Annotated in this window: 12 protein-coding genes; 10 read left to right on the forward strand and 2 right to left on the reverse strand. The window is 52.7% G+C overall.

The genetic code is table 11. The annotated features are described in order from the left end of the window. Positions 1–290: 290 nt before the first annotated feature. From A3193_RS07110 to A3193_RS07150, 9 genes are all read left to right on the forward strand, one after another. Positions 291–6,311 carry a hypothetical protein gene (locus A3193_RS07110; protein ID WP_069014398.1) on the forward strand — a complete coding sequence of 2,007 codons (6,021 nt, stop codon included), beginning with the start codon at positions 291–293 and terminating at the stop codon, positions 6,309–6,311. A 143-nt stretch (positions 6,312–6,454) separates the two neighbouring features. Further along, positions 6,455–7,780 carry a multicopper oxidase domain-containing protein gene (locus tag A3193_RS07115; RefSeq protein WP_162272479.1) on the forward strand — a complete coding sequence of 442 codons (1,326 nt, stop codon included), beginning with the start codon at positions 6,455–6,457 and terminating at the stop codon, positions 7,778–7,780. A gap of 27 nt (positions 7,781–7,807) precedes the next feature. Beyond that, positions 7,808–9,238 carry a multicopper oxidase domain-containing protein gene (locus tag A3193_RS07120; RefSeq protein WP_069014399.1) on the forward strand — a complete coding sequence of 477 codons (1,431 nt, stop codon included), beginning with the start codon at positions 7,808–7,810 and terminating at the stop codon, positions 9,236–9,238. Between the two features lie 34 nt (positions 9,239–9,272). Continuing rightward, a complete protein-coding gene (locus tag A3193_RS07125; RefSeq protein WP_141694768.1) occupies positions 9,273–12,497 on the forward strand; it encodes an Ig-like domain-containing protein in 3,225 nt (1,074 codons plus the stop codon). 94 nt (positions 12,498–12,591) lie between these two features. Next, the gene (locus A3193_RS07130) at positions 12,592–13,185 is read left to right on the forward strand and encodes a hypothetical protein (protein ID WP_069014401.1); all 594 of its coding nucleotides are present in this window, start codon (positions 12,592–12,594) and stop codon (positions 13,183–13,185) included. Between the two features lie 22 nt (positions 13,186–13,207). After that, positions 13,208–16,432, forward strand: coding sequence for a Calx-beta domain-containing protein (locus A3193_RS07135; RefSeq protein ID WP_069014402.1), 3,225 nt, complete (start codon positions 13,208–13,210; stop codon positions 16,430–16,432). A gap of 18 nt (positions 16,433–16,450) precedes the next feature. After that, a complete protein-coding gene (locus A3193_RS07140) occupies positions 16,451–17,251 on the forward strand; it encodes an SCO family protein (protein ID WP_083218358.1) in 801 nt (266 codons plus the stop codon). Beyond that, entirely contained in the window at positions 17,251–18,882 is a 1,632-nt protein-coding gene (locus A3193_RS07145; protein ID WP_069014403.1) for a hypothetical protein, read from the forward strand. Before A3193_RS07140 ends, A3193_RS07145 begins: the two co-directional genes overlap by 1 nt. A 46-nt stretch (positions 18,883–18,928) precedes the next feature. Further along, positions 18,929–20,317, forward strand: coding sequence for a sensor histidine kinase (locus A3193_RS07150; RefSeq protein ID WP_069005561.1), 1,389 nt, complete (start codon positions 18,929–18,931; stop codon positions 20,315–20,317). Between the two features lie 45 nt (positions 20,318–20,362). Here the strand turns inward: A3193_RS07150 and A3193_RS07155 are convergent, their stop codons facing one another. Further along, complete coding sequence (locus A3193_RS07155) at positions 20,363–21,373, reverse strand: S1C family serine protease (protein ID WP_069005560.1); 1,011 nt, start codon at positions 21,371–21,373, stop codon at positions 20,363–20,365. Positions 21,374–21,712: 339 nt separating this feature from the next. On the opposite strand from A3193_RS07155, the gene A3193_RS07160 reads away from it, so the two are divergent. Continuing rightward, a complete protein-coding gene (locus A3193_RS07160; RefSeq protein ID WP_069005559.1) occupies positions 21,713–21,967 on the forward strand; it encodes a hypothetical protein in 255 nt (84 codons plus the stop codon). A 125-nt stretch (positions 21,968–22,092) separates the two neighbouring features. On the opposite strand, the gene A3193_RS07165 is transcribed toward A3193_RS07160, so the two are convergent. After that, positions 22,093–25,143, reverse strand: coding sequence for an efflux RND transporter permease subunit (locus tag A3193_RS07165; protein ID WP_069005558.1), 3,051 nt, complete (start codon positions 25,141–25,143; stop codon positions 22,093–22,095). Between the last annotated feature and the right edge of the window lie 6 nt (positions 25,144–25,149).

Raw genomic sequence — 25,149 nt, forward strand, 5'->3', positions numbered from 1 at the left:
CTGTTTTTATATGAATTATAAGATTTTAAGTAGTCATAGGATGACTCTTTCTCCTATTTGTCAACCCTACCATACAGGGTAGGGTTTTTGCTGCCGTGGAAATACCGGGTTATCTCCTTTTCCAGTAGGGGCTGGATTGGAGAAATAGCGTAGTTTCACGCAAAGCCACCTTTTATATAGAGCTGTAGACTTTGGCCTAAGTACTGGTAATGGGGCTGGTAGTATTTCTGGCTTGAGTCAGAAGAGCCCCGGGAAAGTTGAATGACCAATAGGGGTCTGGAGAAAAATCCATGATAAATGAAAGTCAGGGTTACATGAACAGAGGGCTACAGTTATTTGTATTTCTGTGTCTCTCATTTCTGGTTACTGCGCTGAATGCAGCCTCATTGACCATCAATGTGGTTGATCAGTCGGGCAACCCAATCACTGATCCGAATTTCGGTTTTCGTTGGTTGCTGGAGAGGGATAACACCTTCCCGGTCGATCCGACGAATCCTGGAACAACAGCTGATGAATTACTGTCGTTGAGTTTTCACGCCAGTAATCACGAAGTCGGCGTTGCTACTGATGGATCTGGTTCACTGTCGGGCAATGTAGATGCATCTACAGCCACGATCGGTGATGTAATCCCTGCTGGACGTTACTACGTATCAGTGCACCCCTACAGCGGTTACAGCCTGAGTGGCGATTCTGTTGATCTGAGAAACGTAGCGGCCGGTGAGGTTACTGTCACAGTACAGCAGCATCCGATCCCCACTGCACAGATCTCGATCTATCTGTTTGAAGACAAGCATCCGGTAAATGGTGTTCCGGATCTGCCGGAAGAGCAGAATGACGGCAGCGTTGATTGGACTCAGTTCAGTCTGTTCCTGGAAGAGCCAGGCGGTCGTTACGGTGCAGCCGGTGGCCAGGTTATCCAGGATGCCTTCGGTAACTACCTCGGCACCACTTATGATCAGACCTGTGCCACCAGTAACCCGGTCGGCACTGGCGGTGATACCCCGGGTGGCATGATCAACGCCACCTGTATCGATGCTGATGGCAATCCGGTTATCGATGTGCTGGGTGACGGCACCATGCAGCCCGATGAGAATGGCTATCTGAATGTTAAAAACCTCGCCCCCGGCAAGTATGGTGTGGTCATTATTCCACCACCCAATGCCGGTTGGCAGCAGACCAGCACCATTGAGGGCAGTAAGGTCATCGATGCCTGGGTCAAGGCTAACGAGCCTGCGGTTTTCGTCGAATTCGGTATTCCCGGTCCCCATGTCTTCATGGGTTTTGTGCGTCCTTTCGCCGATTTGCCCCCAGCCCAGCCGGGTGAGCAGGTTGCGACAGTCAGCGGTGTTGTTACCGACATGCACATGTCCCGTAACCCGGCGACCACTTTCTTCACCGGTCGTCCTTTCCCACAATGCTGGACAGCCATCAACCAGGTTGGTGTGGATGGTGCCCTTGGTCAGGCCGTCTACGCGGGTGCCTGCGGAGCGGACAGTGACTTCTCAGTGGACCTGGTTCCCCCGGGCCAGTATCAACTGGCCATTTGGGATGCCAACCTTGATGTGGTTTTTGCCTCCCTGTTGTTCACCGTGGATCCAACCGGTGGTACCTGTAACGGCGGGCTCTCCTGTAACTTCGGTGATGTGCCGGTATTCAACTGGTTCACTCGTCTCAACACCGGCATCTTCAGAGATGATGATCAGGACGGTTTCTGGGACGACGGTGAGATCGGTATCGGTCCTGAGAGTCAGGAGACCGTACTGCGCTGGCGTGACGGTACCATCTATCAGGCCTTCCCGACTGATGGTGATGGTTTAGCACCTTTTGATGAAGTCTTCCCGTTCTTCCATTGGCTGGTGGCTGAAGTCAGCTTTGGTAATAAGAAAGCGACTGGTGCCACTTTTGTTGTGGATGCAGGTGGTGAAGTTCGTCCCGATGGCGGCTGGGCAGATCCTACTTTTGGCGAGCTCAACCCTCAGGGACAGTGTGAGGCTCGTGGCGTAGGTCATAGCGATATCGTTATCTCGGCTACCGATCCTCGCGGTGCGATCGGCGACTGTCTCGGTTCTGATGACGGTGGTGTAACCTGGGTTGTTGAAAACGGCCGACAGATGATCAATCCGAATACCGGTAACAATCTGTCACGCACCGAGACCGGTCTGGTGCTTACCCAGGGCTTCCAAGGCTTCCTGGGTCAGACCAGTGTGATGCAGTTCGGTAAAGTCGACTATGTGATCGATACTCCGTTCGACTTCACCGCATTCCCTCCAAGAATTTCCGAGTATGTCGGTGAGAACGGCGGTATCTCCGGTATCGTCTACTACGCCACCACTCGTGCGGAAGATGAGCCACAGTTTGCTGCGGCCGAAGAGTGGGAGCCTGGTGTACCTCGAGTGCAACTGGCCCTCTATGCGGATGGCGATGTCAACTGTCCGCCACTCAACAACTTCCCGGGTGATCCTTGCGATATCGACTGGAACGGCAACAACACCCAGGATCCAGACGATGGCGTGATCGAGGATATCAATGGTATTCCAGGTATTCAGCGTGCGGATGTAAACAACCATCCTGTGGATGTCTTCCCCGGACCTGAAGATGTGGATTACAACGGCAACGGTGTTTTTGACATGGGCGATGCCCTGCAGGTCACTCACACCGACAGCTGGGATGACAATCTTCCGACCGGCTGTCAGGGAACCAATAATCCTCCTGGCGCCGAGGTTGATCCTGCGGTGGATGATCAGCGCTGTTTCGATGGCCTGCGTAACTTCAACCAGGTTCGCGATGCACTGTTCGACGGTGGTTATGCCTTCGAAGATTACGATCTGGACCATCTGGCGTCGATTCCTGCCTCTGCCGGTTATAACGCCGCTGTTGTGGCCGCCAAGCTGACCGCTTTCTACGCTGGACTGAATACCGGTTGGCCCGAATTGAATCTTCCGGAAGCCTGGCTCATTCCTGGTGACTATCTGATTGAATCAGCAACACCTGCGGGTTACAAGCTGGTCAGAGAGCACCATAAGAATGTGGACTACGGTGATGAGTACATCCCATCACTGCAGGCTTTCCCAGCCACCTGTGTGGGTGAGGAAGAGATGGTTCCTGAATATCTGGCCATGGCGACCAAAGATGGCAGTGGTGATGCTGCTCAGCTGATTCCAGGTGTTGAAGCCATTGGAGCGCCTTTCGCCGGCGAAATGAGACCGCTCTGTGATCTCAAGCATGTACCGCTCTCAGCCGGTCAGAATGCGGCGGCCGAGTTCTTCCTGATGACCGATGTGCCTAAAGCAGGCAACATCTCGGGTGTGATCCTCAACGACCTGGCCAACGAGTTCAATCCGAACTCACCCCAGTTCGGTGAGAAGTTCGCACCGCCTCATGTGCCGGTTGCTTTCTACGACTGGAACGGCAATGAGATCAATCGTGTCTATGCGGACAAGTATGGTCGCTACAACCTGATGGTTGCTTCGACCACCACCGCGAATCTGCCGATGCCTTCAGGCATGTCGCCGAACATGCTGGTCTCCTGTATGAACGATGCGGGTCCGATTCCGAATTCAGAATTCACTGGTGCTCCCGGCGACGGTGTTGATGCCAGTGGTAATCCTGAGTTCATTATCGATCCAAATTTCGATACTCAGTACAGCCAGTTCTGTTACACCTTCCAGTATATGCCGGGTACCATCACCTATCTGGATACCCCGGTTGAACCGGTCGCCGCGTTTGCCGGTCCGGACCAGTTCCCACTGGATTGTGAAGCGCCAACACAGACCCCGGCGATCTCCTCCGTACTGCGTGAGGTTGTTCCTGCCAGCGGCATCGAAGGTCCTTTCGTGGTCGCCGGTACCGGTGAGAACATCGTTATCAACTCCAAAGGTCTGACCGCTGTTCGTAACCCGGAATGGGCCAACGGTGATCCTTTAGCTGAACAGAACATCGATCGGGATTACGGTTTTGGTACCGTTGCCGGTTCGGTTCTGGTTCAGGATCGCAGCGGTAATCCTGTGGCTACTCTGGGTGTCGTATCCTGGGGTGACAACGCCATTACCGCTTCTACTGGTGGTCTGGCAGCCGGTGAATACCAACTGCTGGTAGAGCACAGCAACGGTAGTGTCTCTCCAACGGGTATCACACTGACCGTTGGTATCGCTGAAGGTGTGGGTCTTGGTAACAACAACTCCACCTATAATGTGGTCAATGTACCAAGTGCAACCTATCCGACGATCCAGGATGCGATCGGCAGTCTGGATAACGGTCTTGGTGGTGTCAGCGCTGGTGACCTGATCATTGTCAAGCCTGGTCTCTACAATGAGATGGTGATCATGTGGAAGCCGGTCAAACTGCAGGGCTTTGGTGCAGAGACCACCATCCTCAATGCCCGCCAGACACCGACCGAGAAGATCATCGCCTGGCGTGAATTGGCTGCCGAGCTGGTTGGTACTGGTACCATCGACCAACTGCCTGGACAGCTGGTGCCCGTACCCTTCTTCGGTGGGGTTCAGGGTGCACTGGGCGCCCCGATCTTCCCAACGGAAGAGGGTGCAGGCATCATGGTTGCGGGTAAGTGGACCGGTCCTAACCGATTCCATCGTAACAACCGTAACCGCTATGCCCGTATCGATGGTCTGAGCATCATCGGCGCGAGTACCGGTGGCGGCATTGTTGCCAACGGTTACACACGCTTCCTGGTCATCTCCAACAACCGTCTGACCACCAACTCCGGTTTCTACGGTGGCGGTATCCGTATCGGTCACTCCACCCTGACCCATGAAGTTACTGGTGAGGATGATGAGTTCTTCAGACGCGGCTATAACAGCTGGCTTGAAGATCAGGCTGAAGACGGTTTCATGGCCTATGATGACGCCTTTGCCGACAGCATGAATATCCATCATAACGAGATCATTAAGAATGGTGGATTGAATGGCGCCGGCGGTGGTATCTCTATCCATACGGGTGCCAACAACTATCGTGTTCGCAGCAACTGGATCTGCGGTAACTTCTCCAAAGGCGATGGTGCCGGTATCGGCCATCTGGGACTCTCCCGCGGTGGTCAGATCCTGGATAACACCATTATCTTCAACGAGAGTTTCAGTCAGACACCAGGTACCAAGCCTGCCGGTGGCGGTATCTTCGTCGGCGGTCTGGCTGGACTGCGAGTCGATGAAGAGACTGGCCTGACCCTGTCTCCCGGTTCCGGTAACGTCAACATTCTCGGTAACGAGATTCGGGGCAACCTGGCCGGTGCCGGTGATGGTGGCGGTATCGCGCTGCTGAATGTCAACGGTGAGGACATCACAAAAGATCCTGATGTCTTCGGTCGCTGGTATCGGGTGATCGTTGCCAACAACATGCTGAGCAACAATGTCTCAGGTGTTGCGGGCGCTATCTCCCTGTCAGACAGTGTTAAGAGCTACATCCGTTACAACACGATTGCGAACAACGATTCCACCGCAACCGGTTCACAGGCTTTTGGTATCACTGATCCCAATCAGTCTATCGCCAAGCCGGCTGGTATCGTTGCCCGCTACCACAGTGCAACCATGATGTCCCTGATCGATGATGACGTCGCAGAACAGTTCCCCGGTTCGCAGTTCGATGAAGACGATGTACGCAATCGTAGCGAAGAACGGATGACCTTCTCTGATCCAATCGCTCTGGTGGATAACATCGTCTACCACAACCGCTCGTTCTACTGGCGGAATACAGACGATCCAGCCACTGTGGTCCTGGAGAACGGTCTGGTACCGGCAAGCTGTGATAACACCACCAATACCAACTGCGATATCACAGTTGTCAACGTGGAGGATTACACCCAGGATCTGGCGGTGTTGAATGGACACACCATCAACCCGGTACATCCACAGTACGGTACGATGTTGCTGCGCCCACTGCGTAACGTGTTACAGACCGGTTCATCTGCAATAGCCAACAATACATTTATTGAAGGCTATCTAACTGATGACGAAGATCCTCATAACACTGGTGTTCCATTGTTTGTCAATGGCCGCTTCAATCAAGACCGTAATGCACTGCTCTTCCCAGAGTTCAAAGTGCTGCAGGTAGCGGGTGCCTTCGATGAAGGCGGTAACTTCCTGCAGGTCAACTTCGGTCCACTCTCGCTGCTTGATATCGATGGTGATACCGCAACACCGGATGGCCTTATCGATTATCACCTCGAGGCTGGTTTATCAAATCCTGCTGTCGATGCAGCTGCCGCCTCTGCCGGTACTGGCATCTACTCGACCGACATCGATGGTGATGCAAGACCGCAAGGCGCCAGAACGGACGCCGGTGCCGATGAGAGGTTGTAATCATGAAAATGATCAACACACATGCAACTGAAAAGCGCCAGCCTGTCACCATGGACAACGTCCTGGTGGCAGGGTGGAACAAACTTCGCAAACACACATCAGGTGAGTCAGGCGCTTACAAAATGACGAGGAGTAAACGCCCCATGAAACTATTTAGTAAGCAAGCCCTTGCCGGAGCAATAGCCCTGGCACTGCTGGGCATCTCGGGTCAGGCCAGTGCCATTGTCAATGTACAGTGTCCTGGTGATAACAACGGTGATGCAGACTGGAATGATGCTGGCGAAGTCCAACCAGCGAATACCAAGTGTATGCACCTGATTGCAGGCGACAGTTTTGCAAAAATGTCGGACGGCAATCCCTTGTACACTTTCGGTTTCGGTGATCAGACCGGGACACCCCCCGATCAGGTGATTGGTGAAGGTATCCTCAGTGCCGAGTGGCCAGGACCTACCATCGAATTGAATGAGGGGGATCAGTTCTTCCTTAACCTGACCAATGTCGGTACGGTGATTCGTCCCGATCTGTTCGACCCGCACACGGTCCACTTTCATGGTTTTCCGAATGCCTCAGCAGCATTTGACGGTGTACCCGAGGTTTCGGTCAGTATCAACATGGGATCGACCCTGACCTACTACTACAACATTGTCGAGCCTGGCACCTACCTCTACCACTGCCACGTGGAAGCCACCGAGCATATGGAGATGGGCATGTTGGCCAATCTCTATGTTCATCCAATTCAGGATGAAATTGGTTGTTTCGATTTCGGGCCAGACAACCCTGGTACCACGGAATACGATCCAGAACGAGTGGCTAATGGCAATTGTGCAGCAGCGGTAGGGGATGCGGGTTATGTCTACAATGACAGTGACGGCACCACGGCATTTGATGTGGAGAAAGCGATCCAGCTTTCAAGCTTTGATCAGGTGTTCCACGATGCCAGTCTGTTTGTCCAGCCTCTGCCATTTGCCCTGCTGGAAGGTAACTATCCGCAGTTTAACGGCCGCGGCTATCCCGACACAGTCAACCCCAATGCACTTCCTGCTCCTGTAGATTCGGTGGATCCAATCGCAGGCGGTACCGAGGGTAAGGTCACCGGTACGGTTGGAGAAGAGTTGACCGATGGTGCTATCACTCAGTTTCTGGGTTCCGATATCAGCGTCGATCAGGGTGAAAAACTGCTGCTACGCCTCTCCAATGTGGGTCTGGATCGTTTCTGGACCATCACCGCGATGGGACTGACCATGAAAGTGGTCGGCACAGGCGCCAAGCACATGCGGGGAACTGACGGCAAGAATATCTATCGTGAGGTTGCCTCCTATAACTTCGGTGGTGGTGAGACAGTCGATCTGATCATCGATACCACAGGAGTTGCCCCCGGCACCTACTTCCTCCACGCAACTGAAGTCCATCAGATGAGTAATGCGACCCAGATGGATGGTGGCATGATCACTGAGATCGTTGTCAACTGAGCCTGGCCGAACTAGGAGATGAGATTAATGAAACAACTACTCAAACAACCTGGACGGCTTTTGGGCCTCCTGTTTTTGGGCATGAGCAGTGCATTGACCGTGCAGCAGGCACAGGCGGAGCACGACATTCGAGGCATCTCACAGGGTGCCAACGGTGTGTTCAACCTCTATGCCTATCCATTCAACATGAACCTGCCCGAGGGCACCAGTCTCTACATGTGGGGCTTCGGTGATCTGGATCTGGGCGAAGGCGCCTCGCATGAAGCGGGTGACAACTACCAGTTGCCACAATACCCGGCGCCGACACTGATCGTCACCGAGGGTGAGGCGGTCACCATCAACCTGGTGAACTACGGTGTGCCGGACAATATCTCCATTGAGATGACCGGTCATGAAGTCAGCTCTCAATGTATCGATATTCCTGCTCCTCAAGGTCCGACACCGACAACCGGTGCGACCAACTGTACAGCCGGGCTGTTTACCAACGAAGCCGATGTGGGACAGGCTGTCAGTTACACTTTCACCGCAGGTTCTCCCGGCACCTATATCTACCACAGTCTGGCTGGTGCGAATCCCGGACTGCATACCGAAATGGGTCTGGTGGGTGTGATGGTTGTGAGACCGGCTGATTACGATCCAATCACGAACCGGACCGCCTACGGTGCCGGTACCGGAACCGATTACGATCATGAGAATCTCTACCTGATGACCGAAGTGGATCCGGATATCCATATCCAGATGGAGAAGGGACACATCAATCACTTCACCAATACCGATCGCTACGCCAAGGTCTGGTTCATCAACGGCCGGGTCTTCCCGGATCTGTTCCAGGGTGACTACAACACCCTGTTTCCGAACCAGCCCTATGAGTCCCTGGTCATGTCAAGACCCGGTGATGTGGTCCTGGTCCGTAACGTAAATGCGGGTCAGGATGCCCATCCCATGCACTACCATGGCGAGAACCTGCGTTTCATCGGTCGTGACGGCAAGATGTTGAGCTCCGACGGTGTGGTGGCCAACCTGGGTCGCTCGGACAACACCACCAACTCAGCACCGAAACAGACTATCGATGCTCTCTGGACCTGGACTGGTAAAGACCTGGGCTGGGACATCTACGGTCACGATGCTGGACACAACTGTATCGATGTCAATCCACGTGACGGTTATGCGGATGCCAACTCGGACTATCCCGGCGAGTGGTGTAACGACCACGGCAAGCCCATTCCTGTCTCACTGCCTGGTGTGGGTGATCTGACCCTGGGTGGTTGGTGGAGTGGCAGCCCCTTCCTGGGCGACACTGGCGACCTGCCTCCTGGCGAGGGTGGTCTGAATCCCTTTGGCGGCTACTTCCTGGTATGGCACTCCCATGCTGAAAAAGAGCTGACTACCTTTGACATCTTCCCTGGCGGAAGTCTGGGCTCAGTCGTTGTGCTGCCTCCTGGTACACCAATCAATTAATCGGGAGGGCACAAACATGAAAAGGTCTACTACCATGAAGCAAACAATGAAACCCATCGTAGTCGCCTGTGCCTTGGCTTTAGGCGCCGGTCAGGCGAATGCATTGGATGTCTATCTCATTGCAAAAGAGTTCACCCAGGACCTGCCCGGTGTTGCGGCAGTGGATGATCCCACCATGTGGGGTTATGCACTGGATCCGGCCGGTGCTTGTTACAATGGCGGCGCACCCGATGTGCTCGGTGCAGCCTGTACCGGCCCAGCGGCAAGTGCTCCAGGCCCACGGATCACCATCGATCCAACAGATCCTGTGTTGAACATCTACCTGACCAACATGCTCACCGAAGAGACATCCATTGTGGTGCCCGGTCAGCCGTTGCCTCACTCTGGCGGTGCCATGGGGCCCACCTGGAATGACGGTACTACCGGCAGTCGCGGCGGCAACATGACGTTGAAGATGCGTTCTTACGGTGTGGAAGCGGCCCCCGGCGGTACTCAGGTCTACACATGGGATGCATCCAACCCAATCGACGATAGCGGATCGTTCATCTACCACACCGGTACCACACCACAGAAGCAGCTCTACATGGGCCTCTATGGTGCTGCTACCAAGGATGCTGCTGTCGGCAATGTACTTTACGATCTGGACGGTACCGTAGGTAACGCAGATGATGTGACCTACGCCAACGAACTGATCCTTTTCTACAGTGACATCGATACGCACTTCAATGCAGAAGTCGCTGCGGGAACTTTGCAAACCGCGATCGAACGCCATCCTCAATGGTATATGATCAACGGTCAGCCCTATCAGGCTGGTTTTCCAGACATCCAGACAGGTGAGGGTGGTCTGCCGTTGACAACTTCCGGGCCAACCCTGTTGCGCTTCGTTAGTGCGGCAACTGAAAAGCATGTGTCTGTTCTGCAGGGCCTCTACGGCACCATTCATGCTGAGGACGGAATTCAGTATACCTACGAAGATGATACCGGCGTACATGCCGCACCGGTTGAGCAGTATTCTATTGGTCTGCCTCCGCTGAAAACCAAGGATGTCATCATACAGCCCACCTTCAGTGGTCGTTATGCGATCTATGACGGCAACGGCAACATGACCAACCCGAGTGATCCTGAAGACTTCAATCAGGGTGATGAGATCGGTGGCATGCTGCGCTTCCTTGGCTTCAATGTCGGCGCAAACCAACCGCCGATTGCCAATACTGATCCAGTCACTATCCAGATTCCTGAAGTGTACAATCAACCCACCTATCAGGTACTGGATCAAGTCATTGATGTACTGGCCAATGATATGGACCCGGATGTTGGCGATACACTGGCATTGGTTGATAGTGTTCTGTTTCCTCTTGATACCTCAATTGCTGATGTCTCGATCAGCTTCGTATGTTCCAGTGTGGACGCCAACTGTACGTTAACCCTGGATAATTCACTGATCCCAGCATCGACGGGTGGCGGCAATACTCAGCTCACCTATGAGGTAACTGCTGGTGGAGTAACTGTTCCGGGCACAGTTGATGTCACAGTGGAAGTTAATAGTGCTCCTATCTTAGCTACCACACCACAGGTTGTGATTACCACAGATGATTTGGTGGCAGATGTAGCAACAATCAATCTGGCGGATCTGGTGGCGGATGCTACTGATGCAACGGCTGGTGATACGGTAAACGTATCCTTCGTTGACATCGCACCTGTGCCGTCAACAACTGCAACCCTGGTGGGTTGTGACTACGGGGCAGGTACCTGCAGCATCAGCTTTGTTGGCACTCCTGCACCAGCCCAGTTGAACCTGGATTTCACCATGACCGACGGCTTGAACTTGGTCGAAGGTCAGACTGCAACGGTCTCCCTGGCCTTCCCTGGACCAACGCTGTTTGATGATGCAACCACGCTGGATCAGATCGGAACGCTGGATCTCGATGCCAATGATGTCAATCTGCCCGCCACCTATGGTCTGGCGCTTGCTTCAGCACCGACTGCCGGTGGTACGGCGACTGTAGAAGACGACGGTACGTTTACCTATACCCCACCGGCAGGAACTTTTGCCGGGGATAGCTTCACCTACTGTCTGACCGCTGCACCTTTGGATGACACCTGTCTGGCAACTCCGCCTGCAGCAACCGTTACCATCGATCCTACTCCGGCCTCCGGATTGATCGCTGTCGGTGGCAAGACCTACACGACCGATGAGGATGCAGTCCTCGATGTGCTCGCGGCCAACGGTCTGTTGATCGGTGAATCGCCCATCAATGGCGGTACTCTGGCGGTAGTCGTGGATAGCGCACCTACCTGTGCCAACACCGTGGCTGGCAGCTTCACCTACGACGGTACGACTGGTGAATTCCACTACGAGCCTCTGTTGGATTGGAACAGTGTCAATCCTCCAGTGGATGATGGGGACGCCTGTACGCTGAATGACACTGCGGGTGCAAGAGGTGCCGATACGATCGTCTACCATCTGGAAGAGACCTACTTCGATGGCACCAATACGGTAACCATCAGCAGTAACACGGTGACCGCTGAGATCACTGTCAATCCGGTCAATGATGCACCGGTGGCTGTGAACGATACCTTCTATGTTCAGGATGCCTCTACAGCTGTATTGGATGGACAAGGTGAGCCAATATCCATGACCTTCAGTGTTGCAGCAGCTGGGGTTCTCGGGAACGATACCGATCTTGAGAATGACGGCCTGCTGGCAACCGAAGTGAATGATCCTGGCAACCTGGATCCTGCACTGGGTATCGATGGTTCCATGCCAAGCTTTGCTATCGATCCTACAGCGGTCGGTATTCTGACCAGTGTGGAGTATGAGGCAAGCGATCTCATGGCTCAGAGCAACATCGCTACTGCTGATATCGTACGTCAGGTCTCGGTTACCCGTGCCTCCTATCTGCAACGCGGTACTGCGGGTCCCGGCAATGACAGATGGCGCCTCAGAGGTGTGGTTGACACGACAATCCCAACCACGGGTACTGCACAGGGCGTACGGGTCTACCTGGTACGGGTCAATATCAACGGGACACCATCCCCACGGGTTGAGATCGTACCCACAGCGACTGGCAATAATAATGGTCGTATCCGGTCCGTCGGCGGACAACATGTCTGGGGTATCAATGTCAACGGTGTTGGCAACAACAGACCAGAAGTTGAATTGCCAGATGGCAATGACTATCTGGAAATCGAGGTGGTTGATTTACCCACCTACCCAGAGGCTGTCTACAACAACGTACCATTTGATATCGAGCCATAGTTAGTATCATGGCGTGAGGCACCGCCCCCTGTACTGCAGGGGGCGGATTTTTGTTAAGATCAATCGTCAAACGACACAATTCCTGGGTAGTATCATGAAAAGTTCTCACTTTTCCGAAAAAGCGCCTGAGGATGAAAAGGAGAGGCATCCCGGAGGCAATCCACTGCTGGTAATTCTGGTCCTGGTGATCTGCACCACGGCCTTTCTTGCATTCACTGCATCGGTCGCCAAGGCGGATAGTAAAACCGCAGTGCAGACCGCAGAGCAGGCGACCCCCAAGCCCTGGAAACCGCCTGTAGCCGTGCCGACAGTTCCCAAACCCCCGGTGGATAAGGAGACCGCCAAGCAAATCGCTGAAAAATGGGGTATTGAGCTACTCAGTCTGCGACTTACCGCAGCCGGCTACATGATCGATTTCAGATTTAAGGTACTGGATATCGAGAAAGCCAAGATTTTTTTCGACAGTCGCATCAAACCGCACCTCAAAGTCGAGAAATCTAATGCTAAACTACCTATACCCATGGCGGCCAAGGTCGGTGCCTTCAGACCAACCAACCGGGGTATGAACATCAAGTCCAATAAGACCTATTACATGGTATTTGGCAATCCTGATGCCCATGTGAAATCGGGAGAAAAAGTAACAATGGTGATCGGCGACTTTAAAGCTGAAAATTTAACAGTCAACTGATCCGTTGACTCGAGAAGGAAATATGCAATATAGAAATCATCTGCTTGGTTTTCTAACACTACTCGGACTGGTCTCATCTTTTGAATCCCACGCTGTCGTGACCGTCTATTGCTGCGATGCAACAGCCGAGGCTCAGTTCATCCAGGATCTTTCGAATCTTCCATCCATCTCGCCAGACATCACCAAAGAGAGCTTTGAGGGCAGCGCCTGGGACGGTACCCGCAGTACCGGTGTTCAGAGTGTCACTTCCCAAGGCATCACCTGGGCGGGGAGCTCCACGGAATCCTCCTTTGTGCGTACCTCCACCAGTGGTGGCGATGTGCATGAGGGCAGCTATCTGATGTTCCCGGTGGACAACCGAAATGACCATCTGGTACCGGATAAGTACACCTTGACCGCCAGCGGCACGACCCTCTACGGCGTAGGCGGCTGGTTTCGCAGTAGTACAGGTGCGAAAATCGGTTTTACCACCAACGGCTCGGCTCCGGTCGACTTCACCGGTTCACAGGCCACGGTTACAGGCTGGACCTTTCTCGGTTTCATCGATGATGCCGGTTTCACCAACGTCCTGGTAGAGGCTGTGGATGAGGGGGGAGATGAGGTCAATATCTTCTTCTCAGATGATTTTACGCTGGGTGCCCAGTCCGGTGCATTCCCCGGCCAGAAACTGCAGTTCAGCAGCGCCACCTACAGCGTGGCTGAGAATGCCGCTACCCTTCAGCTCACCGTGGAACGTACCGGTGGCACCAGTGGTGCACTCTCCGTTGACTATGCAACTGACAGTGACAGTGAGACCGACACGGCAAGTGCCAATCTGGACTACACACCGGTTTCCGGAACCCTCAACTTCGCCGATGGTGAGAGTAGCCAGCAGATCAGCATCGATATTCTGGACGATACCATCTTCGAGGACAGTGAGACCTTTACGATCAATCTGAGCGGTCTCAACATCGGTGCACAGAACAGTGCCACGGTGACCATCACCGACAACGATGCGCCGGCCGTAGGCGAGGTCCAGTTCAGTAGCAGTACTTATACCTTCAGTGAAGGTGACGGCAGCGTTACCATCACCGTGCAACGCGACGGGGGCAGCTCCGGCAGTGGTTCGGTGGATTATGCCATGAGTGACACAACGGCCACCGCTGGCAGTGACTACACGGCCGCCTCCGGTACGCTTTCGTTTGTCGATGGACAGATCAGCAGCAGTATAACCCTTGCTATCACAGACGATGCCACAACAGAAGGGACTGAGTCGCTGTTGATCACACTCTCGAATCCGGTCTCGGTCTCTCTGGCAGCCCGGGATGTTACCGAAGTCTCGATCACCGACAATGAGCCGGTCTCGAGTTCCGGTAGCCTGCAGTTCAGTGGTTCCAGCTATACCGCCTCAGAGGGTGATACATCGATTCTGCTGCCGGTGACTCGAACCAACGGTAGCAGTGGGGCGGTCTCGATTAGCTGCTCTACCAGCGATCTTACCGCCACCGCCGGATCTGACTATACAGCGACCCAGGCGACGGTTAGTTTTGCAGATGGTGAACTCACCAGTAATTGTGTGATACCTGTTCTGGATGACAGCAGTTACGAGGCGGATGAAACCCTGATGGTCACTCTTTCAACGCCCACTGGTGGCGCTGTACTTGGCACACCGGCATCCGCCGTTGTGACCTTGAGCAGTGATGACCCAATACCCACCATGGGCAGCCTGCAGTTCAGCCTCTCTGAATATCAATTGAATGAGGATGGAGGCACAGCCACGATCGCTGTCTCCCGCTCAGGCGGCAGCAGTGGTTCTGTTGGGGTCAGCTACGCGAGCAGTGATTCAACGGCAACAGCCGGTGAGGATTACACGGCCGCTTCCGGCAGTGTGAGTTTTGCCGATGGCGTAACCAGTGGATCCTTCCAGGTGACACTGCTTGATGACAGTGAATACGAGGGTGATGAGCGTATTACGCTGACCTTGAGCAACCCAACCGGTGGTGCCGTATTGGGACCGACCGCCCAGGTTGATTTGGTGATCACTGAAGATGATGCGGCACCGGCAACCGGCTTGCTGGTCTTCAGTGCCAGCGACCTTGGCGCGGATGAGGCTGATGGTCTGATTGAGGTAACGGTTGAACGCCAGGGTGGCAGTAGCGGTGCTGCTCAGGTCAACTATGCAACCGCAGATGGTACTGCAATTGCCGGCATCGACTATCAGGTGGCCAGTGGCACCCTGATGTTTGCGGATGGCGAACTGTCGAAGACATTCGAAATTACCATCGTCGATGATGCGCTGTTTGAAGGCACCGAAACCATCAATCTGATTCTCTCGGATGCGGTTGGTGCGTCACTTGGTGATACCTCTACGGCAACCATCAGCGTAACTGACGATGATGTACCGCCCGCAGCCGGTTCCCTGATCTTCTCCAATTCAGCCATAACAGCAGCTGAGGATGGTGGTGACGTCACCGTTACCGTTTCACGCAGTGGTGGTTCAACCGGAGCCGTATCGGTCGATTACAACACGGCTGATGGCACTGCGATTGCCTCATCTGACTACACCTACACCTCCGGCAACATCAGTTTTGCCGATGGTGATGAAGCGGATAAGACCTTTACCGTTCCACTGCTGAACGATACTGAGGTGGAGTCTGATGAGACCATTTTGCTGCAGATGAGTAACTTTCAGGGTGGGGCGGTAGCCGGTGATCAGAGCAGTGGTCAGATTACCATCACCGATGATGATGTACTCAACGCATCGACAGTGATCGGTTTCACCATTACCAGCCTTACTGTGAATGAATCTTCAGTCAACGCGAGCTTCACCATTGATCGCAGTGTTGTTCTGACCGGCACGGTCAGTGTCGACCTGAGCGTTGGTACGTCGACCGCCGTTGCCGGTAGCGATTTCAATGTCACCACAGGAACCTTGCAGTTTGCCAGTGGCGAGACGCAAAAGACAATCAATGTGGAGATCATTGACAATACGGTTGTTGATGGAGACCGGACAATCACCTTTGTGCTGGGTAACGTTTCCGGGACCGCAACCATCGATAGCAACAGCGGCAGTTTCACCCTGACCATCTCCGATGATGACCAGGATGGCGGCAGTGATGGGGATGACAATGGCGGAGGCGGCGGAGGCGGCGGTTCTGCGGACCTGATGCTTCTGTTGGGCTTGATGATTATATTCTTCGGTTATCTGCAGCTGCAGAATGCCCGTCAGGCAAGGGCCTGTGCAAAACGTCGTGTTGACGAGCAGTAACATAAAAGGGTTTATACGATGGATAAAAGAGCATGGAATAACGGTTCGGTTGAAAAGTGTCTCAGGGGCATGCTAATGGCATCTGTGCTTTCTGTTGCCATGTTTGTCACAGCGGGCGTTAGTGCCGCTGATCTGCCAAGCATTGTGAAATCCAACGGTGGTGAAACCCTTGGGCCACAGTTCAAGCTCGATTGCGTCACCCGACCGGGCAAACCTCAAAACCATGCTGATCGGTTCAAAGTTGCCATGAACATGCATGACCATTCCCAGCATGGTGGCCATGATGAACATGCTCATCACCGTGCGATGATGGAGAACAAGTCGTACAAGGTAAATCATGCCAGCTATCAGCTGCCGGATGTGAAGTTGATCTCTCACAAAGGGGAGCAACTGCAGTTGGCGGATATTCTGAACAATGACAAACCGGTGATGCTGAACTTCATCTTCACAACCTGTACCACCATCTGCCCGGTTCTTTCGGCCAGTTTTCATCAAGTACAGCAGATACTGGGTGATGAGGTTGACACTGTTTCCATGGTATCGATCACCATCGATCCGGACTATGATACGCCTGAACAGTTGATGAAATATTCGAAACGATTCAAGGCGGGTGAGCAATGGAATTTTTATACCGGCAGCTACAATGATGTGGTTACCGTAGAGAAGGCTTTTGATATCTTCCGTGGTTCAAAAATGAATCATGAACCGATTACCCTGATCAGGGATCAAGGTGGACAGCACTGGACGCGTATCAATGGTCTGGCCAGCGCAGAAGATATTGTCAAGGAGTACAAAAAGATCGTATCGGCTGCAAATTGATGCTAAAACTCAACAAAATGATCACGGCGATTACACTATTCGCCGGCTTGATCCTATTCTCTACAACCTCGCAAAATGAAGTTGAGGTTGACTCCAAGGCCTACGCAAACGGCAAATCACTCTACAAACAGGGCATTCTGCCGAATGGCGAACTGGTAAAGGCAACCATTCAGGGCGATATTTCGGTGGAAGGGAATCAATTGATCTGTGAGACCTGTCACCGCAAGAGCGGCCTGGGCTCAACCGAAGGCCAGCAGGTGGTCCCGGCGGTCGCAGGCAGTGTGCTTTTCAAACCCCTGAAACTGCCCACCAGCAAACCCCCTGAGCCGCCGGTATATCGTGAAGCCTATACCCGTGAGACCTTGATGGCGGCGGTCAGGGATGGTGTGGATGCCAATGGCCAGCCACTGGATCCATTCATGCCAAGATATCAGATCGACGATGAGGCGCTGGATGGCTTAATGGCCTATGTCAGTACACTCTCCAATACCCCGTCCCCAGGTGTGGACGAAAAGACCATCCATTTCGCAACCATTGTCTTATCCTCGAACAAAGCGGAGGAGAACAAGGCACTGGTCGATGTCATGGCGACCTATGTCGAGCAGAAGAACATTGAAACCAGATATGAGTCTAAACGGGCGAAAAATGCCCCTTGGCATAAGGAGTGGATGTTCAAGCCCTATCGAAAATGGCAGATACATGTTTGGGAACTGACAGGTGCCGAAGAGACCTGGCCGGATCAGCTCAGTACATACTATACAAAACAGCCGGTATTCGCGCTGGTAAACGGTTTGGTACCAACCGGCTGGAATCGGGTCAGTGAGTTCTGTGAAGGGCATGCGATACCCTGTCTTTTCCCCACCACACAACAGCCGGTTATCAGTGATGAAAACTACTACACCATCTATCTGAACAAGGGTGTGGCACATGAGTCTGAAGCGGTTGCCTCCTATATCCGGAAAAACCGCCCCGCCGCCCGAGTCGTACAGATTCATGATCAATCTGACATGCTGAGCTCCATATCTTCCAATGCGCTCATTGATGAGCTGAATAAGGCGGGCATCAGCGTAGACACCGTTTCTCTGGGGCAACTTGGCGAAAAAGAATCGAGCGCTTTTCGGATTGGCAAAGACGATACGGTTGTATTGTGGCTGGATAGAGGCAAATCAGAGCAACTCTTCAACAGTGGTCAGCTTAACAGTGCAGAGTTGATCATGCTCTCCAGTCAGTATTACGGCACAGACACCAGGCTTATCCCCCCGGATTTGACAGATTCAGTTCTCTTCATTCACAGCGCTGAAATGCCCGATAAGCTGAACAGGCTGCTGATCCGCTCAACGGGTTGGTTCAGAGCAAAAAGAATCTATAATAAAGAGACCAGAGAGATTCAAGCCAATGCCTACTTCGCGCTAAAGGTGCTTGGCGATGCAGTGAAGCATATTCGTGGCTACTTCTATCGCGACTATATGATTGAAAAGATTGAACATATGATTGATGACTTGCCTTATACTTCGATCTTCCCACGCCTCAGTATGGCGCCGGATCAAAGGTTTGCATCACGTGGGTTCTATGTGGCTAAAACTGACGGCAAAGGAGGAATCGTTAATCTCACTGGTTGGATAGCTCCCTGATTTGATTACGCGTTGTGAATATTTGTAAATTAAAGAGCTTTGTTTAATGGATAACAATATCAACTACAACGCAACTCAATACAGGGAAGATTACCAGCTGGCCAAACGATTTGGCGTGATCAGTTTTATCGCCATTATCCTGATTGCCATTGTCATACTTTTTCTGTTTCGCTATGAAACTGCCCGCATCATCCAGGACTCCACAAAGCAGAGTAATGAGTCACTGACCATCGCTACAGAGTACACGCTGAATGACCATTTTGTGATGTACCTGAATCTGATGAAGCTGAATGATAAAAAGCCTGGCGAGATGCCGTTGGAGCCGATGCTCGAACGAGCCTTGCAGAGAATGATACGGGATACCAATGTGGACCGTGTCAAATTGTACGATCGATCAGGCAAAGTGGCTTACTCTTCCAGAGCTGATGCCTACGACGACGATGACGAGGATAACGATGGTTTTATCTCGGCACTGTCGGGCTCACCTCGAACAGTTCTAAACTATCGGGACAGTTTCAGTATCTTCAACTCCAATGACCACGATGTGAACCTGGTACAGACCTATGTGCCAATTCGTACCAATGAAAGCTCACCTGTCATGGGCGTGATGGAGATCTATTACGACATCAGTGACTATGTCAGCAATGCGATGCGGGCAATCATCATCGTGATGTCTGTAACGATGCTATTGATGCTGTTTCTCTATACTTTCCTGTTGATGCATATCAAACGCTCCGAACGGATTATCGAAGCGCAAAACCGCATTACCCGAGAGAAAAAAGCGATGCTTGAATTTCTCACGGCAAAAATGATCAATGCCCAGGAGGATGAGAAGAAACGCATCGCCTTTGAGTTGCATGAGGATGTGGTGCAGACACTATCCGGTGTCAAAATGCAGCTGGAAAAATATATCCTGCAATTTGACAAACAGGACGACAGGAGCGATGCAGATCAGCTCTCCACAGTCATCATACCCACCCTGCAGAATGCCGCCCATAAAATCCGTGCGGTCGCACTCGATTTACGTCCGCCAAGCCTGGATGATTTTGGCCTTAAGGCGGCTCTGAATTCACTGGTTTCCGAGTGTCATACGATTACCACCGGTGTGCAGATCACGGTGGATGTATCAGTGAATGAAGAGTTGATATCCCAGGACCAGAAATCAATTCTCTACAGAATGTTCAAGGATACCCTCAAGGCTATCTGCTTCGATGAGAAAATCGACGGTGAAGTGATTATCTCTCTAAGTAATATCGATGATCTGCTACAACTACAAGCCAAGATCATCAGTAAGGAGAAAAACCTCAACTACAATGGGCAACTGCCCGGATTTTTCGTTGCCATGCAGGAGAAAACCATACTCTCTGGTGGTGAGTTTTTTGTCATAGAGCTTTCTGAAAGGTTGCTGGAAGTCAAAGCGGTCTGGTCCTATTGAATACGCAACCCGCTAGGATTCGGTTAGCCGATTGTTAGTTGCATATTAGGGTTTTTCGAGACTTAATACTGCCAGCATCCCGTTTCGGTAGATTTGAAAGTTGATTGGTTGTCCCGGCTCCAAACGATCGATTTTTTCTCTTATTTTCTGGAAGCTAAGTTGGCCATCCAGGGGTATGTCAGCAATGGATACGATGATATCGCCACCCAGCAACAGTTGCTGGTCGTTGATTTTTACCGGAATCGTGCCTTCGCGTAATTGAAGTCGATCGGTTGCAGAGCCTTCTGCGATCTTCTGTACCAATATTCCATAGTCCAGCGGATAGTTGATTGCCTTTGCTAGATCTGCCGTGATTGGCACGCCATTCAGACCACTCCAGTAGTTGTTTCTCTCGAGCATCAATGCTCTTGCCGTATTGGATGTAACGGCAAAGCCTATACCCTGGTGACCTCCGGAGGTGGTCTCAATGTAACTGACGATGCCGATCACTTCGCCATCGAGATTGCAAACCGGTCCTCCAGAGTTGCCTTTATTGATGGCCGCATCGGTTTGTAAAAAATCACCGAGCAGAAACAGCTTTCCCAGGTCAGGACCAGAGTGTCTGGCGCTGATGTGTCCTGTGGTGAGGGTATGGTGAAGCCCGTAGGGTGATCCGATCACAAATACCTCATTGCCGATACTGACTTTGTCGGAATCACCGAGTTTGGCGACGATCAGATTGTCCGGGGTCTTTTGTAATTTGAGTAACGCAAGATCGGCGGCAGGTTCCGTACCGACGACTTTGGCAAGCACACGCTGGCCATCTTTGAATTCAACATGAACGGCGTCACTGGTATGGACGACATGCGCTGCTGTCAGAATATCGCCTTCATGGCTGATGACGACGCCGCTGCCCAGGCCTTGCTCCACTTTTTCAGTGACTGGCGATGTGGAGTAGGTATGAAGTACAACCACAGAAGGATCGACTTGGGCAAACTGACGACTGAAGTCCGTGGCATGACATATTACCGGCAGCAGCATGGCAAAGAGCAGCAACTGAGAGATCGTACGATTCAATGGAGTAACCTCGAGTGGTTGGAGAATGAGCGATCTTTGATAAATCGCTCACTTCCCCATTTGCCGGGTTTACGCAAAGTGAATTACCGAAAAGTGTCTTAGGGCCCATTGGATTAGTGTTAACAGGCCCTAATACAGTCACTATAGCATCAAATAAAACGCTTCCTAATAGGACAGGTTGGAATCGGACACTGTCAAGTTTTGGTAACACGACATCTCGATCTGAACCGGATTTCGATCAAGCCTGGTAATGATATTGATTCGATTTCATGATCCTACTAAGCTTAAACGGTAAATCACGACTTCTGAATCAAACACTCACTAAGTTGGAGGGTGGAGATGGCTGCCAGTAGATTTCTGGTTATTCACTATCTGGATGGTACAAGCGAGACTTTCACTTTTCCAAAACAGGCGAAAGACCATTACGACCTGATGGGTAAATTGAATGATGCTATGAAGGCGGATCGATTGGTAATCGAAGCAGACGGCCATCTGAATATCATTCCATTGAGTGCGATTAAACGATTACAGTTTTCACCCGCGCCAGAAACCTTGCCTGGTGAAGTCATAAAACAGGCTTCATTAAACCCCTGAATCACAGCACACTGTTGCGACTGTTTTCAGTTGTTTGTGCCCGGATAGACTTTGTCTATCCGGGATCCAGAACATCAATATTCCAATCCGGGTATTGCCTGTTTCTGCATAGATTCAGTGGTTGGCTATCGCTCCGCCGGTGGTTGAATCTTGAACAGAATGGCATAGAGTGTCGGCACGAACAGCAGGGTCAGCAGGGTGGCAAAGCCCAGTCCGGCCATGATGGTCAGAGACATGTTGACAAAGAAGACATCCTGCAACAATGGGATCAGGCCAAGGATCGTGGTTGCGGCGGCCAGTACCACCGGCCGTAGACGACTCACCGTTGAATCGAGGATCGCTTCATAACCGGCTTTCCCATTGGCGATCTGCTGATCGATCTCATCAATCAGAACGATGGCGTTCTTGATCAGCAGACCAATCAGTGAGAGCGCTCCAAGCAGGGACATAAAATCGAAGGCGCCGTTGAAACCGAGCAATCCTGCAGTGATGCCGACGATCGCCAAGGGTACGGTAAGCCAGATGATCAGCGGTTGGCGCAGTTTTCCGAAGAGCAGAATACTGACCAGAATCATCAGCAGAAAACCGAAAGGCAGTGAACTGGCAAGACCGGCCTGGGCGTTCTTTGAATCCTCATACTCACCACCCCAGCTGAAACTGTAGCCAGGGGGCAGTTCCATCGACTCGATCTGCGGCTTAAGACGGTTAAACAGCGGGGTTGCCAGTTCACCGGTTGGGTTACACTGGGCGATGATGGTTTGAATCCGGTCGCGGGAGCGGATCAGCGGATTTTCGAAAACCGTCTCGAATCCATTAACCACCTGGGCCGCAGGTACCGATTGGTTGAGTACCGGGCTCCACAACACGATATCCCGCAGGTTGCCCACATCGCTGCGCTCATCTTCTGAGGCTCGCATATAGATCGGCAATACCCTTATCCCATCCCGGAACTGACCCACAGGGGTGCCATCCATCGCATACTGCAGGGCGTAGGCGAGACTCTCCCGGGTGATACCCAGTTGGCGGCCGACCTGCTCATTGAAAATCGGTCGGATCAGTTTTACCGGTTGGCGCCAATCATCACGGATATCCTTAGCTTCCGGATCTGCCCGCATGATCTGCTGGGCCTGTTGTGAGAGTTGGCGCAGGACGACTGGGTCCGGTCCTTGAAAGCGCGCTTCAATCTTGCTGTCCCGGCCAGGTCCGATCCGCAGGGATTTGATGATCGGGTCAGTCCAGGGATAGTGTTGCTTCATATGTCGGTCGACTTTGTCCCAGACCTCGGCAATACGCTCCCGACTATCGGTCTTGACGATAATCTGGCTGTAGACGGATGAGGTCTCCTTGGGGTCGTAGACCAGTGTGAACCGCTGATGGCCGCCACCGATGCTGATACTGGTCTGTTCCACACCTTCCTGCTCCAGCAGAAACTGATTGATTCGCAGCGTATCTTCACGGGTGGCCCGAATATCCGTTCCCTCGATCTCCCAGATATCGACAAAGAACATGGGTGTGTTGGATTCCGGAAAGAACGCCTGTTTGACGCTGCCGAATCCGATCACCGCGAGTATGAACAGACCGATCACGATGCTGACTGTGATCCAACGCAGACGAATCGCACGATCCACCAGATTGCGAAACAGTTTGAAGACACCACTGCCATAGGGATCATCAGCCTGATCTCCAGTGGTTGAGCCTGGCTTCATCAACAGTGAGCAGAGCAGGGGGGTTGTGCTGATGGCAGTGACCCAGGAGAGTAACAGCGAGTAGAGAATCACCCAGAACAGGGAGTTGGCGAATTCACCGGTACTATCCTGGGAAAGACCGATGGCAGAGAAGGCAAGAATTCCGATGATGGTACCGCCAAGCAGTGCCCAGATGGTTTTCCCCACCGTCTCTTGTGCGGCCTGGGTCGCACGCATGCCGCTCTGCATGCGCACCAGCATACCCTCGGCCACCACGATGGCATTATCCACCAGCATGCCCAGGGCGATGACCAGTGCGCCAAGTGAAATGCGTTGCAGCTCAATACCCTCAAGGTACATCAACAGCAGGGTTCCCGCCACTGTGATCAGCAAGACAGCGCCGATGATCAGGCCGACCCGTAAACCCATAAACAGCAGCAGAACGACGATGACGATGGCCACCGCCTGACCCACGCTGACCAGAAATCCACTGACCGATTTATCAACTTCCAGTGGCTGGTTGTAGATCTCTTTGATCTCCATGCCAATGGGAATATTGGGTATCAACTCCATCACTCTGTTGCTGAGCCGTTCACCGACAGCTACCACATTCTCACCGGACTGCATGGAGATTCCGAGAGTCAGGGCGGGTTTGCCGTTCAGATAGTAGAGTTGACTGGGAACCTCAGCGTAAGCCCGGGTGATGCTGGCGATGTCCCTCAAATAGATCAGTCGTTTATCTTCAGAGGCGACCAGAATGTCACCAATCGCGGTCACTGATGTGAGTTCACCACTGGGAACGATCCGCAGTCGTTGATGTTGTACATTGCCATGTCCGGCGGTCACTACCGCGTTCTGGGATTGAAGCAGTTGAGCGATGCTGGAGGGTGAGATACCAAGTTCGCCGAGGCGTTCGCGGGAGATATCCACATACACCACCTCCTTCTGTTCACCACCGATCGTGACTTTGCGTATCCCGGGCACCAGCACCAGTTCCTGCTTGAGGTAGTCGGCGAAATCCCACAGATCGCGCCAGCTGTAACCTTGTCCGGTCAGTGCCAGATAGACACCGTAGACATCCCCGAAGTCGTCGATCACCATCGGATCCTGGGCGCCGGGAGGCAGCTTGTTTTTCATGTCCACGATTTTACGTCGCAACTCATCGTAGATATCGGGAAAATCATCGGCCCGGTATTTATCCTTGAACTCGATGGAGATGTCGGACATGCCTGGCCTTGAGATCGACATCTTGATCCGCTTGACCTGTTCCAGACGCTGGATGGCATCCTCGATGTGATAGGTCACTTCATCCTCCACCTCCTGGGCGGATGCACCGGGATAGAGGGTGATGACCTTGGCGTTTTTGATGGTGAATGCCGGATCTTCCAGCTTACCCATTTTGTCGAAACTGAGCAGGCCGCCGCCGACCAGAATGATCACCAGCAACCAGGAGATGACCGGTGTGCGGACAGAGTATTCCCCGATATTCATGTGTGC

Source organism: Candidatus Thiodiazotropha endoloripes, assembly GCF_001708965.1.
GTDB lineage: Bacteria > Pseudomonadota > Gammaproteobacteria > Chromatiales > Chromatiaceae > Thiodiazotropha > Thiodiazotropha endoloripes.